15 protein-coding genes, 1 tRNA gene and 1 pseudogene are annotated in these 16,006 nt (G+C 74.8%); 9 read left to right on the top strand and 8 right to left on the bottom strand.

The window, feature by feature from the left end:
- Positions 1-29 precede the first annotated feature (29 nt).
- Together AC2RP6_RS25225 and AC2RP6_RS25220 are read right to left on the bottom strand one after the other, a co-directional pair.
- Positions 30-1,436: a sensor histidine kinase gene (locus AC2RP6_RS25225; protein ID WP_486448259.1), complete on the bottom strand. Its 1,407-nt coding sequence runs from the start codon at positions 1,434-1,436 to the stop codon at positions 30-32.
- A 7-nt stretch (positions 1,437-1,443) separates the two neighbouring features.
- Positions 1,444-2,133 carry a response regulator transcription factor gene (locus AC2RP6_RS25220; protein WP_030655573.1) on the bottom strand — a complete coding sequence of 230 codons (690 nt, stop codon included), beginning with the start codon at positions 2,131-2,133 and terminating at the stop codon, positions 1,444-1,446.
- Positions 2,134-2,212: 79 nt separating this feature from the next.
- Between AC2RP6_RS25220 and AC2RP6_RS25215 the strand changes: the two genes are divergently transcribed.
- Complete coding sequence (locus AC2RP6_RS25215; protein WP_486448258.1) at positions 2,213-2,758, top strand: hypothetical protein; 546 nt, start codon at positions 2,213-2,215, stop codon at positions 2,756-2,758.
- 53 nt (positions 2,759-2,811) lie between these two features.
- On the opposite strand, the gene AC2RP6_RS25210 is transcribed toward AC2RP6_RS25215, so the two are convergent.
- The 3 genes from AC2RP6_RS25210 to AC2RP6_RS25200 all read right to left on the bottom strand — a co-directional run bounded on the left by AC2RP6_RS25210 (position 2,812) and on the right by AC2RP6_RS25200 (position 4,868).
- Positions 2,812-3,447, bottom strand: a complete 636-nt coding sequence (locus tag AC2RP6_RS25210; protein WP_486448257.1) for a class I SAM-dependent methyltransferase — start codon at positions 3,445-3,447, stop codon at positions 2,812-2,814.
- 100 nt (positions 3,448-3,547) lie between these two features.
- Positions 3,548-4,426, bottom strand: a complete 879-nt coding sequence (locus AC2RP6_RS25205) for a spermidine synthase (protein ID WP_486448256.1) — start codon at positions 4,424-4,426, stop codon at positions 3,548-3,550.
- A 34-nt stretch (positions 4,427-4,460) separates the two neighbouring features.
- Entirely contained in the window at positions 4,461-4,868 is a 408-nt protein-coding gene (locus AC2RP6_RS25200) for a hypothetical protein (protein WP_486448255.1), read from the bottom strand.
- Positions 4,869-5,116: 248 nt separating this feature from the next.
- Between AC2RP6_RS25200 and AC2RP6_RS25195 the strand changes: the two genes are divergently transcribed.
- Complete coding sequence (locus AC2RP6_RS25195) at positions 5,117-6,457, top strand: NsdA family TPR-like regulatory protein (protein ID WP_486448254.1); 1,341 nt, start codon at positions 5,117-5,119, stop codon at positions 6,455-6,457.
- Positions 6,458-7,267: 810 nt separating this feature from the next.
- Here the strand turns inward: AC2RP6_RS25195 and AC2RP6_RS25190 are convergent.
- Positions 7,268-7,864 carry a histidine phosphatase family protein gene (locus tag AC2RP6_RS25190; protein WP_486448253.1) on the bottom strand — a complete coding sequence of 199 codons (597 nt, stop codon included), beginning with the start codon at positions 7,862-7,864 and terminating at the stop codon, positions 7,268-7,270.
- 98 nt (positions 7,865-7,962) lie between these two features.
- Here AC2RP6_RS25190 and AC2RP6_RS25185 point away from each other — a divergent pair, with 98 nt between their 5' ends.
- The 3 genes from AC2RP6_RS25185 to AC2RP6_RS25175 are packed head-to-tail and all read left to right on the top strand — an operon-like array spanning position 7,963 to position 12,085.
- Entirely contained in the window at positions 7,963-9,168 is a 1,206-nt protein-coding gene (locus AC2RP6_RS25185; protein WP_486448252.1) for a hypothetical protein, read from the top strand.
- A complete protein-coding gene (locus AC2RP6_RS25180) occupies positions 9,156-10,739 on the top strand; it encodes a hypothetical protein (protein WP_486448251.1) in 1,584 nt (527 codons plus the stop codon). Before AC2RP6_RS25185 ends, AC2RP6_RS25180 begins: the two co-directional genes overlap by 13 nt.
- Positions 10,736-12,085, top strand: a complete 1,350-nt coding sequence (locus tag AC2RP6_RS25175; protein WP_486448250.1) for an AAA domain-containing protein — start codon at positions 10,736-10,738, stop codon at positions 12,083-12,085. Before AC2RP6_RS25180 ends, AC2RP6_RS25175 begins: the two co-directional genes overlap by 4 nt.
- 24 nt (positions 12,086-12,109) lie before the next feature.
- On the opposite strand, the gene AC2RP6_RS25170 is transcribed toward AC2RP6_RS25175, so the two are convergent.
- Positions 12,110-12,592: a MarR family winged helix-turn-helix transcriptional regulator gene (locus AC2RP6_RS25170; RefSeq protein ID WP_486448249.1), complete on the bottom strand. Its 483-nt coding sequence runs from the start codon at positions 12,590-12,592 to the stop codon at positions 12,110-12,112.
- Between the two features lie 114 nt (positions 12,593-12,706).
- Here AC2RP6_RS25170 and AC2RP6_RS25165 point away from each other — a divergent pair, with 114 nt between their 5' ends.
- The 4 genes and pseudogenes from AC2RP6_RS25165 to AC2RP6_RS25150 all read left to right on the top strand — a co-directional run bounded on the left by AC2RP6_RS25165 (position 12,707) and on the right by AC2RP6_RS25150 (position 14,692).
- Entirely contained in the window at positions 12,707-13,288 is a 582-nt protein-coding gene (locus AC2RP6_RS25165) for an NADPH-dependent FMN reductase (protein WP_486448248.1), read from the top strand.
- Between the two features lie 239 nt (positions 13,289-13,527).
- Positions 13,528-13,872, top strand: a complete 345-nt coding sequence (locus tag AC2RP6_RS25160) for a hypothetical protein (RefSeq protein ID WP_403959348.1) — start codon at positions 13,528-13,530, stop codon at positions 13,870-13,872.
- A gap of 131 nt (positions 13,873-14,003) precedes the next feature.
- Positions 14,004-14,628: pseudogene (locus AC2RP6_RS25155) on the top strand (bifunctional DNA primase/polymerase).
- Positions 14,619-14,692: transfer RNA gene (locus AC2RP6_RS25150), tRNA-Lys, on the top strand. The pseudogene AC2RP6_RS25155 and the gene AC2RP6_RS25150 overlap by 10 nt, the downstream one beginning before the upstream one ends.
- A 58-nt stretch (positions 14,693-14,750) precedes the next feature.
- On the opposite strand, the gene AC2RP6_RS25145 is transcribed toward AC2RP6_RS25150, so the two are convergent.
- A complete protein-coding gene (locus tag AC2RP6_RS25145; RefSeq protein WP_486448247.1) occupies positions 14,751-15,986 on the bottom strand; it encodes a M6 family metalloprotease domain-containing protein in 1,236 nt (411 codons plus the stop codon).
- Between the last annotated feature and the right edge of the window lie 20 nt (positions 15,987-16,006).

Raw genomic sequence — 16,006 nt, 5'->3', positions numbered from 1 at the left:
GACATCCTGCCTGCTAGGCGCGCCCCCGCTCACGGCGTGGCGCGCCCCCGGTTACGTCGGTTGCCGCGTCGGCCGCGACCGGTGCGGCCCGTGCCCGGTCCGCCCGCGCTCCGGCCGTCCAGACCGATCCACACCCGTACCTCGGTGCCGCCGAGGACCGATCGCCCCAGCCGTACGTCGCCCCCGGTCGACTCCGCGACCCGGCGCACGATGTCCAGGCCGAGGCCCGTCGAGCCGTCCCGGGCGCCGTCGTTGCCGCGCCGCAGCGCGGCGTCCGGGTCGGAGATGCCGGGGCCGGCGTCCGAGACGAGCACGATCACCGCGTCGCCCGCGTCGTGGACGTCGACGGCGAAGGGGGTGCCCTCGGGCGTGTGCCGGAAGACGTTGCCGAGCATGGCGTCGAGGGCCGCGGCCAGCTCGGGCCGCGCCACGGGGATCCGTACCGTACGGTCCACGCCCGCCAGCCGCACCTCGCGGCCCTCGTCCTCCGCGAGCGCCGACCAGAAGTCCATCCGGTCGCGGATCACCTCGGAGGCGTCGCACCCGGCCCCCGCGCCCGCTCCGGCGAGGCCGGAGGCCGGCCGCTGCTCCCGGGCCGTACGGATGATCGTGTCGACCTCGCGCTCCAGCTGCTCCACCGCCGCCCGGGTCTGCTCTGCGGCGGGGCCGTCCCCGAGGGAGGCCGTGTTGAGCCGCAGCACGGTCAGCGGGGTGCGCAGCCGGTGGGACAGGTCGGCGGCCAGTTCGCGTTCGTTGGCGAGGAGTTCGACGACCTGGTCCGCCATGGCGTTGAACGCGAGGGCCGCCGAGCGCAGTTCCTTCGGTCCGGCCTCGGGGACGCGCGCCCCGAGCCGTCCCTCGCCGAGCTGGTGGGCGGCGTCCGCGAGCCGCTCGGCCGGCCGGACGAGCCGGGCGCCGAGCCGGTCGGCGACCGCGACCGAGCCCACGATCAGGGCCAGGCCGACGCCCGCGAGGACCAGCCAGGCCGTGCCGACGCCGTTGCTGACCTCGCTCTCCGGTACGAAGATCTCCACCACGGCGATGTCCCCGGAGCCCAGCGCGGTCGGCTGGAGCAGCGCGGAGCCTCCGCCGGACACCTTCGCCGTCGTGGCCCGGCCCATCCGCCGGGTCTCCGCGACGGCGCGCTCCCCGGCGCGGCCCTCGCCGATGCTCACGGGGGCGCTGTCGCCGAGCGCGGGCACGTGGACGGCCATCCGCCGGGCGGCGCCCATCTGCGTGGACTCCACGGCCTTGCGCAGCTGCACCGGGTCGGTGGTGATCGACAGGGTCGGGCCGATGCTGGCGGCCTGCCGCTCGGCGTTGGAGAACGCCCGGTCGCTGGCCATCTCCTGGACGACGAGACCGAGCGGTACGGCGAAGGCCACGACGACCATGGCCGTGACCGCGAGGCACACCTTGACCAGGGCCCATCTCATCGCGGCATCACTGCGGTGGCTCCAGCTTCACGCCGACCCCGCGCAGGGTGTGCAGGTACCGGGGCCGGGCGGCGGTCTCACCGAGCTTGCGGCGCAGCCAGGACAGGTGGACGTCGATGGTCTGGTCGTCGCCGTAGGACTGCTGCCAGACCTCGGCGAGCAGTTCCCGCCGGGCCACGACGACGCCGGGCCGGCCGGCGAGGAAGGCCAGCAGGTCGAACTCCCGGCGGGTCAGGTCCAGGACCGCCCCGTCCAGTTCCGCCTGGCGGCGCAGCGGGTCGATGGCGAGGCCGCCGACGCGCAGGACGCGCGAGGGCGGCTCGGCACCGGCGGCGGCCCGGGCGCGGCGCAGGACGGCGGCCATCCGGGCGGAGAGGTGTTCGACGGAGAAAGGTTTGGTCAGGTAGTCGTCGGCGCCGTCGTTGAGCAGCCGGACGATCTCGGCCTCGTCGTCGCGCGCGGTGGCGATGATCACGGGCACGTCGGTGATGCCGCGCAGCATCTTGAGCGCCTCGGACCCGTCCAGGTCGGGCAGGCCGAGGTCGAGGATGACCACGTCGAAGCGGTGGTGCGCGACCTCCCGCAGGGCCTCCAGGGCCGTACCGACGCTGCGCACGGTGTGCGAGGCCTCGGTGAGGTGCCGGATGAGGGCGGAACGTACGAACTGGTCGTCCTCGACCACGAGCACACTTGCCATGGGCCGCACCGTAGTCCATCCGGGCGACCGGACGGGGTGTCGGGCCACTCTTGTGGCGCGTGGTGCAGTATGTGCCCTGATGCGAAGAGGACTTGTGCATGCCATGGCGTGGATGCTCGCGACCGGGGCGGCGGTGACGCTGTGCTGGTGGGGCGTCCACACCGTCATGTCGGGCACGGCCTACGATCCGCCGCTCGCGGTGCCCCTGGCCACCCAGCCGCTGTCCTCCTCGACCCGCAGCGCGCAGCCTTCGGACTCCGCGTCGCCGTCCCCGTCCGCCTCGCCCTCCGCGCCGCCGTCCCCGCCCGCGTCGCCGACCGCCGGCGCCTCCGCCTCCGCCGACGAGCCGCCGCAGAAGCCCGCCGCCTCCCCCGAGGGCCGGCGGGCGATCGGCCAGGACGCGGGGAAGGTGCAGGCGTACCCGGTCTCCGGCGGCCGGGTCACCTTCTCCCTCGGCGCCTCCTCGGCCGAACTGGTCTCGGCGACACCGGCGGCCGGCTGGCGCATGCAGGTGTGGAAGCAGGACTTCTGGATCCGGGTCACCTTCACCCGGGACGGCCGCGAGGTGTCGGTGTTCTGCACCTGGCACGACCACCCGCCGATGGTCGAGATCGTCGACCCCTGACCCGGCCGGGCTGGGGCCGGGGGCCGGGGCCTCGCCGCGGCCGCTGCGCCGGGTCAGGCCGGAACCGTGCCGACCAGTACGAACTCGTTGTACGGGAAGACCTTGCCCATCGGGCGGGGGAACGGGAACGAGTACGTCCGCCGTACCGCCACGCCGGCCTTCGCGGCGTGGGCGCGCAGCTCCTCGAACCCGACCCAGCGGATGTGGGTGGCGTCGGAGTGGAAGCCCTTCTCCTGCGGGGTGATCATGACGACCGACCCGCCCGGCTTGACCAGCGGCAGGTACTGCGCGAGCAGCGCCGCTCCCGTCGCCTCCTCCACGTGCTCCAGCACGTGCGCGGCCAACAGGCTGTCGAACGACCCGGGCCCGCAGTCGGGGGCCGCGGCCAGTTCCTCGGGCGTGTAGGCGGTCAGCCCGCGCTCGCGGCAGAGCGCCACGGAGTGCGGGTTGTGGTCGACGCCGACGCTGTCGGGTCCGCAGTTGAGCAGGTTGCGGCCCAGCCCGCAGCCGATGTCGAGGACGCGTCCCAGTCCCAGCCGCTGCAGGTTCCATCTGTACGGGGCCTGCGTGGGCAGCAGCCGCTTGATCCCGGACTGTTCGAGGCGGGCGAGCCTGCGGGTGTAGTCCGAAGTCGCGGTGCTGGGGGCGCTCGGGTTCGGAGCACCTGAGGACGCGGGGATGTCAGACATCTGTCGCCGTTCCTGGATCGCCGTAGGAGGGGGTGGCCCTCGGAGGGGTTAACAGGCTACGCAGCGACAACGGCCGCGGGAAGTAGATGTGTTGATCTTTCTAACGAAAGACGGAGGGCGGGGGCTGGGGCGAGGCCACCGCGGCGGCGTCGGCGACCGGAGCGGCGCCGCCCGCGAAGTCCGCCAGGGCCCGGCCGTGCTCGACCCGGCCGGGATGCGGGTCGCTCGCGACGCGGCGGGTGAACTCGGCGACGGGCAGCTCCCGGTCCGCCGCCACCAGCACGGCGTTGCCGAAGCGCTTCCCCCGCCACACCACCGGGTCCGCGGCCAGCGCCAGCTCCGCGAAGCGCGACGCCGCCGTCGCGATCTGACCGCGCAGGTGCGTCAGCGGCGGACCGTCCGCGAGGTTCGCGACGTACCACCCGGTGGGCGCCAGCGCCCGGCGTACGTCGTCCAGGAACTCGGTGCTCGTCAGGTGCGCCGGGGTGCGCGCCCCGCTGAACACGTCCGCGACCACCAGGTCCGCCCAGCCGTCCGGCACCTTGGCCAGACCGGCCCGCGCGTCGACCGCCCGGACCCGGACCCGCGCCTGCGGATCCAGCGGCAGGTGCTCCCGTACGAAGGCCACCAGGGCGGCGTCGATCTCCACGACCTGCTGGGTGGAGCGGGGGCGGGAGGCGGCGGTGTAGCGGGCGAGGGTGAAGGCGCCGCCGCCCAGGTGCAGAACGTTCAGGGGCTGCCGCGCGGGCGCGGCGAGATCGATCAGGTGGCCGATCCGCCGCTGGTAGGAGAAATCCAGGTACGCGGGATCGTCCAGGTCGACGTGCGACTGCGGGGCGCCGTCGATCAGCAGCGTCCAGGCACCGGGGCGCTCCCGGTCCGGCGCCAGCTCCGCCCGTCCGCCGTCCACCTGTCCGACGACCGGCTCCGCGCCGCCGCGCCCGCGCTGCCTGCCCTTGTTCCTGTCCTTGCCCGCCACCCTCCCATTGTGCGGGGCGGCCGGCCGGGAGCGGTCAGCGGCAGTTGTCCGCGGCCTCGATCAGCCGGGCCGCCTCGCCGAGCGCCGCGCGCAGCACCTCCGGATCGGTGACCGGCCCGACGGCGTCCGGCGGCAGCAGCCAGCCCGTGGCGCCCGCGGTGGGCGAGACGGCGTCGCCGAAGCGCATCCCCCGCCCGTCGGACTGGGTGCACGCGCTGCCCGGGAGGTCCCAGGCGTCGGCGGTGCCGGACGGGACGAGGAAACCGAGGGTGCCGCCGGACCCGTCGTGCAGGACGGGCCCCACCGGACCGGACCGGTCGGCCGCGCGGCGGATGATGTCCACCGCCTCCAGGCCCTGCCGGGCGGGCACGGTCACCAGGTCAAGGTCCAGGTCCGGGGCCGCGCCGGGCTCGGGTGCGGTGCTCGTTCCAGTGCTCTCCATGCCGGCCTCCACCAAGGGGAACCCCTCCTCGATCCGTCTCCGCATGAGTTCAACGCACGGGAACGTCAACGGGTGCGGCACCAAGACGCCGCAAAGGATGGCAGTTCATGGCGGATCGCGGGTGAGATATCCGTTTTGTAGCTAAACATCGCGTGAACACCCCGTCACTGGCGGTACTTTCATGCGCGCCGGGCCCACTCCACCAGCCCCGCACCGGCGCTGCGTTCCTTGCCAGAGAGGTCACGTCCATGGCGGCGTTCCCCCACTCACCCAACTCCACGTTCCGGCGGCTGCGCGGGCAGCACTCCCCTGCCGAGTTCGCGGCCCTGGTGCGCCGGGCGGCGAAGGAGATCGGAGAAACGGTTTCCTGCGACGCGCGCTACATCGGGCGGGTCGAGTCCGGCGAGATCCGCTGCCCCAACTACGCCTACGAGCGGGTCTTCCTCCACATGTACCCCGGCCACACCCTGGCCGACCTCGGCTTCTCCCCCCGCGAAACCGTCCGCGGGCGCTCGGCGCAGCGCGGCCCGCACACCCCCGGGTCCGCGCCCGTCCCCCTCCCCCTCCCCCGATCCCCTTCCAGTGCCAAGGAGAGCGACGTGCTGCGTCGCGCGTTCATGGCGGGCGGCTCCGCGACCGTGGCGGCCGCGACGCTCGGCCTCACCCTGCTCGGCGACTCCCGCCGACTGCCCGCCCGCGCCGGCGAGTCCGAGGCGGCCGCCGTCGAGGACGCCGTACGCCGGATCCGGCTGCTGGACGACCGGCACGGGGCCGACGCCCTCTACCGCAAGGCGGCCGAACCGCTGCGCACCGCCTACGCCCTCCTCGACGCCGGTGCCACGCGGCAGTCCACCGAGGACCGGCTGCACTCGGGCGCGGGCGAACTGGCCGTGTCGGTCGGCTGGCTGGCCCACGACTCCGGCCGCTTCGACGACGCCCGCTCGCACTACGCGGAGGCGCTGGCCACGGCCCGGGTGGCCCGGGACGCGGCCCTGGAGGCGCACGCCTTCAGCAACATGTCCTTCCTGGCCCGGGACACCGGCCGCTCGCGCGAGGCGGTACGGGCGGCCCAGGCGGGCCGGCGGGCCGCCTCCTCCCTCGGCTCGCCGCGGCTGCTGGCGCTGCTCGCGCTGCGGGAGGCCGGCGGGTGGGCGGGGCTGGGGGACCGCAAGGCGTGCGAGGAGTCCCTGACGCGGGCCCACCGGGAGTTCGCGCGGGGACCGGCGGAGGCCGACCCCGAGTGGATGTCCTTCTTCGGCGAGGCCGAGCTGGAGTCGCTGGAGGCGCGCTGCTGGTCGGCGCTCGGGGAACACGCCCGTGCGGCCCGGCACGCGCGGCGGGCGGCGGACCTGCAGGACCCGCACTTCGCCCGGAACGTGGCGCTCTACACCGCCGAGCTGGCCGGTGACCTCGCGCGGGCGGACGCGCCCGACGAGGCGGCCTGGGCGGGCGGGAGGGTGCTGGACCTGCTGGCCGAGGTGCAGTCGACGCGGGTGCGGTCGATGCTCGCGGGGACGGCCGTGGTCCTGGTCCCCCACCAGCGGTCCCCCCGGGTGGGAGCCTTCCTGACCCGCCACGCCTCCCTGTAACCCTTCCGCTCCCGCGACGGGTAGCGGTGCTCGGGGCGGCCTGCGGGCCGGTGTGCTGGGGCTCTGCCCCTCCGCTCCCGCGGCGGGCAGCGGTGCTCGGGGCGGCCTGCGGGCCGGTGGCTGCTGGGGCTCCGCCCCTCCGCTCCCGCGACGGGTAGCGGTGCTCGGGGCGGCCTGCGGGCCGGTGTGCTGGGGCTCTGCCCCAGACCCCGCGCCTCAATCGCCGGCGGGGCTGGATATGGCGGTGCGGGGGCTTCGTAGGGTGGGGGACGGGGCGGCTTTCGCCGGGGTGACCGCTAGACCGGGTCGGTTGGGTGTGGGGCGGTGCCCCGCCGGAGTGTCTCCTCGGCTCGGCGCGCGCGGGCGAGTCGCGGTGGTGCCCGGGGGTGGCGCCTCGTCCTGCGGGGACACTCCGCCGTGTCCCCGCCCCACTGCCGTGCCCGTCGCGGGGGGAGCGGGGACGGTGAGGGGTGTCCCCGCAGGACGAGCGCGCAACCCCCGGCCCACGGCCGAGAAGGCTCGCGCGCGCCGAGCCGAGGAGACACCCCTCGGCGGCCCCGCGCACCGGCCCGCGCAACCCCAGCACCACCGGCCCCGACTGCTGCCCGCTGCGGAGCGGAGACGCCCCATCCAGCCTCGCCGGCGATTGAGGCGCGGGGTCTGGGGCAGAGCCCCAGTGGCCACCGGCCCGGGCACATCCAGCCCCGCCGGCGATTGAGGCGCGGGGTCCGGGGCGGAGCCCCGGTGGCCACCGGCCCGGGGCGGCACCGAGTACGGCCACCCGCCGCGGGAGCGGAAGGGCGGCCGGCGCTACGCGTCCAGGTGGCCCGTGTCGTTCCAGCGTTCCAGGGCCGGGGCTCCGTAGGCCCAGCCCAGGACCGACAGGGAGGTCGGTTCCAGGCGGATGCGGGCGCCGAAGGCCGCGTCGAAGCCCAGCCAGCGCGCGGCCAGCGTGCGCAGGATGTGCCCGTGCGCGAAGACCAGGACGTCCCGCTCCGCCGAGCGCGCCCACGCCACCACCTCGTCGGCGCGTGCCGAGACGTCGGCGACGGACTCCCCGCCCGGGACGCCGTCGCGCCAGATCAGCCAGCCGGGCCGGACCGCCTGGATCTCGGCCGGGGTCATGCCCTCGTAGTCGCCGTAGTCCCATTCCATCAGCGCGTCCCACGGCTCGGCCCGCACCCCGAAGCCCGCCAGCTCGCAGCTCTCGCTCGCGCGGACCAGCGGGCTGGTGCGGACCTCCAGGCCGGGCAGGCCCTGCCACGGATCGCGGGCGAGGCGTTCGCCGAGCAGTTTCGCGCCCTGCCTGCCTTCCTCCAGCAGCGGCACGTCCGTGCGTCCGGTGTGCCTGCCGAGCTGGGACCACGCCGTCTGGCCGTGGCGGGCCAGCAGGATGCGGGGGGCCATGCGTATCTCCCGGTCGGTGCGCGTTTCCTGGTCCGTCCATCATCCATCACGCCCCCGGCCCGCTCTCCCACCGGCCCGTTTCCCCACTCCGCACACGATTGTCAGTGGCGGATGGGACACTTCCGCGGGTGAGCTCCTACCCGCCCAGCGACCCCACGCGGCCCACCACGCTGCGTCAGCGGCTCGCCGGCCTGCGAGGCCCCGCCGTGCAGCCCCGCCCGCTCGACGCCCGGGCACTGGCGGCCCTCGCCGCCAACCCCGGATGCGGCAGACGCGCTCTGCTCGACGGCGCCGGTGTGGACAAGCACGCCCTCGCCACGGCCCTCGGCTCGCCCGCCGCCTTCGGGCAGTCGCAGTTCGCCATCGTCCGCGGGAACTCCTTCGAGGCGAAGGTCAAGGGCGACGGCGGTGCCGAGCTGTTGCGGCTGGTGCACGGGCACCTGGATCCGGCCGCCGAGCCGCCGGGGGCCGGTGCCCGCGTCCCCGACCTGACGGCCGCCGGGCCCGAGGGCCGTGCCGCCCGGACCGCGCTCGCCCTGCGCGAGGCCACCGCCGCGCGGGCGTGGACGCTGCTGGACCACCCGATGCTGGCCCTGGAGGTGGCCGGTTCCCCGGCCTACCTGGAGCCGGACGCCGTCGTCGTGCACCCCGACGGCCGCTGGACCGTGGTGGAGATCAAGTCGTTCCCCATGATCGACGCGGCCGCGGACGCCGCGAAGGTGGGCGCGGCGGCCCGTCAGGCCGCCGTCTACGTCCTGGCCCTGGAGCGGACCGCCGAGAAGCTGGCCGGCGCCGAGGTCGGACACACCGTGCTGCTGGTCTGCCCGAAGGACTTCTCCAACCTGCCGACCGCCGCGCCCGTCGACGTCCGCCGCGAGCGGGCGGTGACCCGGCGCCAGCTGGACCGGCTGACCCGGGTCGAGGAGCTGGCCGCCGCGCTGCCCGACGGGCTGACCTTCGATCCGGAGCGCAGCCCCGAGGAGCTGGCCGAGGCCGTGTCGGCGGTGGACGCCGCCTACGCGCCCGAGTGCCTGGCCGCCTGCGAGCTGGCCTTCCACTGCCGGGAGCGGGCCCGCGCCGCCGACGAGGTGACGACGCTGGGCCGTTCCGTACGGGGTGAGCTGGGCGCGCTGACCACCGTCGAGGCGGCCCTCGCGGCGGCTTCCGGGGCCGGCTGTGCCGAGGACCCCACGGCCGCCGCGCTGCACCGTGCGGCCCGGCTGCGCGCCGAGGCCCTGGAAGCGGCTGCCGCCCTGCCCCGTCCGCGCCCGCACGTTCCGGAGTCCCCCGAATGCCCCTGCTGAGCACCCTGGCCCGGCTGGAGGCCGTCCGCGCCGGTCACGCGCAACCGCTCACGACGGTGCGACACCGCCACCTGAGCGAGAAGCCGCTGGTCCTGGTACCGCTGACGACGGCCGGTGAGGCCGGTGCCCCGCTGGGTGCGATGGTCGGCACCGACCGGAACGAGCCGCGGGTCTTCGTGATACCCCAGCCCCGCGACCGCGACCTGCGCTGGGCGTTCCTCGCGGACCTCGCGGTCCACGTGCTGGCCCACATCGACGCCTACGCCGACGCCGTCGAGCCGGCCGAGCGCACCGAGACCGATCCGGAGACGGGCAAGCGCGTCAAGGTCGAGACCGAGCTGTGCGTGGACGCGCCGCAGGTGATCGTGCCGAGCCGCGCGGGCATCGAGTACGTGCGGCTGCTGGGGCGGTCGATGAGGTTCCGGCGCACGGCGGAGGAGGATCCGGACAATCCCTTTCCCGCGCCGTCTCGCGTGCCGCTGCTGGGCCGTTGGTTCACGCACCTGGGCGAGCGGGCACGGGTGCCCGGTTCGTCGATGCTGCTGTCGGCGACGGATCTGCTGTCGCGGCACTGGGCTACGGGCCAGAGCAATCTGGAGGACCAGCACCTGGGCGCGCTGCTGGCCTGGGTCGCGCCGTCCGGCGGCGGGTCGGGGGCCGAGGCGGCCCTGCGGGCGGAGCTGGGCCGCGACGAGCACGGCCAGCTGCTGTGCCCGCCGGCCGGCCCGGCCACGGACCCGGCCTTCGACAACAAGCTGTTGGCCCCGGCGATCGCCCGCTACGACGCGGCGCGCGCGGCCCTGGCGGCCGGACCCGGCGACGACGACCGCGAGGTCCGTACGGCGGAACGGGCCGTGCGCCGACTGGTGGTGGACCAGATGTCGAGCACCTGGTGGGCGACGTGGGAGGCGATCGACCTGTTGCGCGGGCTGCCGGCGGGCGAGCGGGTGGAGGAGCGCTGGACGCGTGACCGCTGGTCGTACACCGGGCACCGGGACCGCGTACGGGCGGGCGAGCCGCCGCAGCCGCGCCGGGACGACGCGGTGACGGCGGCGCAGAAGCTCGCGACGCGGGAGACCGAGCAGGTGCGCCTGGACGCGCAGGAGGCGCTGGACGACCCGCTGGTCATGGCGGGCCGGCGGCTGGCGGGCGAGGCCTTCGCGGGCGAGGTCACCGAGGTGGTGATGGAGTGGACGGAGTCGAAGCGGCCCGGTCCGCGCCCGCTGGTGACGGTGTCCACGGAGGACCGGCCGCAGCTCGCGGACGGTGGCGCGGCGAAGGTGTACCGCTCGCTGGACGGGCGGCCGCAGAGCGCGCAGTTCGTCCGCTTCGAGGAGGACGGCCAGGTGGTGGTGCGGCTCCTCGACAAGATGGGCCGCGGCCGGGATCCGGAGCCGGGTTCCGTGCCGGAGAAGGGTGACCGGGTGTGCTGGACGCTCTTCGAGCACGACGCGCGCGGCGGTCCGAAGCTCCCGGACCCGGAGCGGACGCCGTGGACCCATGGCGGGCCGCCGGGGTCCGGGGCCGCCGTGCACCTGCCCGACGCCGTCACCGACGAGGACATCCTGTGACTCCTGTGTCCGCACCGGCCGCCTACGATCCGGGGGCCGCCGCCGCCCGGGCGACCGCGGCGATCCTGCACGACACCCTGCACGGGGCGGAGCGGGGTGTCGTCGTCGACTCCCCGCCGGGGGCCGGCAAGTCCACGCTCGTCGTGCGCGCGGCGCGGGAGCTGGCCGCGGCGGGCCGCCGGCTGATGGTGGTGGCGCAGACGAACGCGCAGGTCGACGACCTGGTGCTGCGTCTGGCGGAGAAGGATCCGGAGCTGAGGGTCGGCCGGCTGCACAGTAGCGACGGGGACGCCTACGATCCGGCGCTGCGCGAGCTGCCGTCGGTGTCCCTGTCGGCGAAGCCGGGGGACCTCGCGGAACTGCCGATCACCCTGTCCACGGCGGCGAAGTGGGCGTTCGTCAAGGACGTCGAGCCGTGGCAGCACGCGATCGTCGACGAGGCGTACCAGATGCGTTCGGACGCGCTGCTGGCCGTGGCGGGGCTGTTCGAGCGGGCGCTGTTCGTGGGCGACCCGGGGCAGCTGGACCCCTTCAGCGTGGTCGGCGCGGAGCAGTGGGCGGGATTGTCCTACGACCCTTCGGCGTCGGCGGTGAGCACGCTGCTGGCGCACAATCCGCAGCTGCCGCAGCACCGGCTGCCGGTGTCCTGGCGGCTCCCGGCGACGGCGGCGCCGCTGGTGTCGCGGGCGTTCTACCCGTACACGCCGTTCCGCAGCGGTACGGGCCCGGGCGAGCGGAAGCTGTCCTACGGGGTGGCCTCGGACGGCTCCGGCCCGGACCGGGTGCTGGACGAGGCGGCGGAGGCGGGCTGGGGTCTGCTGGAGCTGCCGGCGCGGCACACGCCGCGCACCGATCCGGAGGCGGTCGGCGCGGTGGCACTGGTGGTGCGCCGGGCCCTGGACCGGGGGGCGGTGACCTCGGACGAGCAGTCCCCGGTGCCGGCGCCGCTGACGCCGGACCGGATCGCGGTCGGTACGGCGCACCGCGACCAGGCGGCCGCGGTCCGCGCGGCGCTGGCCTCGCTGGGGGTCTGCGGGGTGACGGTGGACACCGCGAACCGGCTGCAGGGCCGCGAGTACGACCTGACGGTGGTCCTGCACCCGCTGTCGGGCCGGCCGGACGCGACGGCCTTCCACCTGGAGACGGGCCGGCTGTGCGTGCTGGCGTCGCGGCACCGGCACGCGTGCGTGGTGGTGGCCCGGGCGGGCATAGCGGAGCTGCTGGACGACCATCCGTCGACGGAGCCGGTGCAGCTGGGCGTGACGGTGAAGTTCCCGGACGGCTGGGAGGCGAACCACTCGGTGCTGGCGCACCTTGCGGAACACCGGGTGCCCTGGCGTCCGTAGGCCGTGTCCGGGCGGGTGCTCCGCTCAGTCCCTTCCCTTGCGGGTGGCGCCGAAGCGGTGGCGGAGCACCTCGCCCACCTCGGCCAGGGCCCGGAGCTGTTCCGGGGTCAGGACGTCGATCAGGTGGCGGCGTACGGAGTCCACGTGGAGCGGGGCGGCGTCCGTGATCGCCGCCAGGCCCGTGCCGGTGAGGACCACTTCGGCGCCGCGGCCGTCGGTGGCGACTTCCTCGCGGCGGACGATGCCGCGCTGTTCCATGCGCGTGAGCTGGTGGGACAGCCGGCTGCGCGACCAGCGCATCAGTTCGGCCAGTGCGCTGATGCGCATGCGGTGGCCCTCGGTGCCACCGAGCACGGACAGGACGTCGTAGTCGGCTTCGGAGAGCCCGCTGTCCTGGTTCAGGTCGCGCGCGATCTCCGCGTTGACCAGCGGGAACATCCGTCGCCACGCGTACCAGGCGTCCTGTTCGGCCTCGGTGAGCCAGCGGGGCTGGGATGCGGGGGTCATGGCGTCCACTGTAGCCAGATCGGTGACACATCACCTACCTGGTTGACACGTCACTCACGTAACGCTTTCCTTAGGTGACACATCAACAACCGCATCGAACGGGGAACCCTTTCCATGATCCGCCTGCACGTCGTCTCCGCCGCCACCCGTCCCACCTCCTCCGGCCGTCCGCTCGCCCAGTGGGTCGCCGGCCAGGCCCGCGCGCACGGCGGCTTCGACGTCACCCCCGTCGACCTCGCCGAGATCGCCCTGCCCTTCCTCGACGAGCCCGAATACGCGTCCACCGGCAACTACGCCCACCAGCACACCCGCGACTGGAGCGCGCTGGTCGACTCCGCCGACGCCTTCCTCTTCGTCCTGCCGATGTACAACGGCGGCTTCACCGCCCCCTTCAAGAACGCCATCGACTTCCTCTACAACGAGTGGAAGGGCAAGCCGGTCGGCATCGTCAGCTACAGCGCCGGCCCCACCGGCGGCGCCCCGGCCGCCGAGATGCTGCTGCCGGTCCTGACCCGCCTCGGCATGCTGCCCGCCGAGCACTCCGTGGCGGTCCCCGGCATCCCGAAGCTGATCGGCGCCGAGGGCTTCGAGGCCCCCGAAGCCCTTCCGGGCGAGCTGGCCGCCGTCCTGGCCGACGTGGCCGAGCTGGCGGCGAAGCGCGCGGCCGAGCTCGACGCGGAGGCCGTCGCCGTCTGACGCGCACCCGCCCAGAGGGGCGCACGGGGGGCGTGACTGACGGCCGGTCAGCACGGTCCGGTGACCGGCGACGGCGCCGGCCGATCACCTGAGCGACTCCCCCGCAACCGGGCCCCCCGGCTGCACGTGCACCTCACCGGCCGTACAGACGTTCCCGCCCGTCGGGGCGCGCCCTTGCGGGGCGTTGGACAATGGACGGTGGCCCGGAAGGTTTTCGCACGCGCAGCAGGAGGACAGGGATGGCAGAGCCCGAGCGGACCGAGCGGCGGCTGCGGCCGGCGCCGCTGCTCTTCGAGCCCTCGGAGGCCGTGGCGGATCCGGAGCACTTCTTCGACCTGGAGTCGATCGAGGACCCGCGCGAGCTGCTGGCCCGTGCGACAGAGCTGACCCTGGCCTTCCGGGCCGCGCAGGAGCGGGCGGTGGAGTTCCAGGCGCTGGCCGCGGCCCAGCTGGCCGACCCGCGCCGCTTCGACCGGCTCACCGCCGCGGCCATCGCCGAGCAGGCGGAGTGGACCGAGGACTACGCCCGCAAGATGATCGAATTCGGCGAGACCCTCCAGCACGGCCGCGCCGACCTCGCGTAGCCGCCGGGGCGGGGCCGGGTCCGGACGCGGCGCGTCATATGCGGGGGGCACCATACTCCAGACCCGGCCCGCGCGTCCCGGTTTGGGTGACTCCTGGAGATCGACCCGCTACGGCGGGTAGACCTTGGCATATGACGACGCTGACGACGGCCCACGGATGCACCGCCCTCCACGCCCGCGGCGAGCGCACGCGCACCGCGCCCGCCACACACGTCACCCCGCAGGGCGCGGCCTGGCTCACCTCGGCCTCCGCGCACCCCCGCCGCACCCTCGCGCTGTGGGAGGCCCGCCCCGGCCTGCCGGCCACCCTGCCCTGCGGGACCGCCTTCGACGTCGTCAACGTCCCCCTCGTCCTCGGCCGCCGCGTCCTGGACCTGCTGTGGGCCGAGGGTCCCGGTTCCGGCCCGGTGGCGGTGCACCGCGGCCGGATGCTGCTCTTCGCAGCCCCCGGCGCCGCGCACCGGCTGCCCGCCCTGCTGGCGTGGGAGGAGTGGGGGGCCTCCCGGCCCGCCCCGGCGCCCCTGTGCCACGGGCGCGGGGACGCCGTCACCGTGCCGCCGCTCGCCGCCGGCCCGGGCCCGTCGCGGTGGCTGGTGGCGCCCGACGCCCGGGAGCCCTGGCTCCCGGGGCCCGAGGCTCTGCTCTGGGCCTTCGTACGGGCGGCCCGCACCGCCGCACCGACCGGACCTGGGGATATCGATTTTTCCTTCCGCGGATCCTCCTGCTAATGTCTTCCTCGTCAGCAAGCGCCGCTAGCTCAGTTGGTTAGAGCAGCTGACTCTTAATCAGCGGGTCCGGGGTTCGAGTCCCTGGCGGCGCACAGACGGAAGAAGGCCCCCCACGCGAGTGGGGGGCCTTCTTCGTGCGCCGTCACACCGTCATGTCGTGATCTTCACCGTGTACGCGCCGGACCGGGTGCGGTCGGCCACCTCGACGGTGATCCGCTCCCCCGGCACCGTGAAGGTCTCGCCCACGCCCAGCGGCGCGTCCGCCAGCGGCGGGTACACCGAGCGGTCCCAGCACGCCTCCGTCGCCGGGTGCGCGTCCAGCACCTCGATCGGGCCGCCGCCGGACGCCGCCTCGTTGCGCACCCGGTAGACGAGGACCCCCTCGGTGCAGGTGTCGCCGTCGTTGCCGGACGATCCCCGCGCCTCGACGGCGATGGCGCTGCCGGGCCCGGTACGGACGACCGCGAGCCGGGTGCCGCTCGTGCCGCCGCTTGGCGGCGCCTGCCCGAGCGGCTGCAGGGTGTGCAGCGAGGAACCCGACTGGACGCAGTCCACCTGGGCGGGGTCCAGCCAGCCCAGCTTCCACTTGTGCCAGGCGAAGAGGTCGGGGGACATGCCGAACTGGCTGCCCATGACGTCCCAGTCCCCGACGTAGGTGTCCCAGTCGCCCTTGCCGTCGGTGGGCCGGTGGTAGAGGTCCGGCAGGTCGAAGACGTGTCCGGTCTCATGGGCCAGCACGTTGCGGTCGGGCGGGTGGCGCTCGAAGACGGTGACGATCCGCCGCAGTTCCGTGCCGTCCGCGACGATCGGGCGGTCGAAGTTCACGACCTTCGTGGCGTCCGAGTCCACCCCGGGCGCGTCCGGGTCGGCGACGAAGTAGACGATGTCGTACTTGCCGAAGTCCACCTGCGCGTCGGCCGCGGCGACGGCGTCGCGCAGGTAGGCGGCCCGGTCGCCGGGGGCCCAGTCACGCTTTATCCCGTAGGCGGTGGACGGCCGGGGCATCCGGATCCACTGCTTCTGCGGGTGCGGGGCCAGGCGGAACCGCCCGTAGGAGGCCTGCTCGAAGAAGTCGCTGGTGGCGGGGAAGTAGTCGCGGGTGAGCAGCTCGGGCGTCACCGTGCTCCGGTGGTCGGGGAAGGAGAGGAAGACCATGACCGCGTCGAGGGTGCGCTCGGGTTTGGGGTAGGCGCCGTTCCAGGTGTCCAGCCCCAGGGAGTGGTGCGCGCCCGTACGGGTCAGCGCGCAGGGCCCGGCGCCGGAATCGGCCACCGCGGGACCCGCGACGAGCGACATGGCGGCGAGCGCCGTCAGGGAAGTGAGCGCCGCAGCGGTACTTCGGACGCGAGAGCGGTCCACTCCCCCGGGTGTCTGCTGTCGCGTCACATCGACCTCCGGTGGTGGAT

The sequence above is a fragment of the Streptomyces sp. WAC03905 genome (assembly GCF_057371075.1).
The sequence above is the reverse complement of the archived record's forward strand: the minus strand, read 5'-3'. Positions and strand labels throughout refer to the sequence as shown.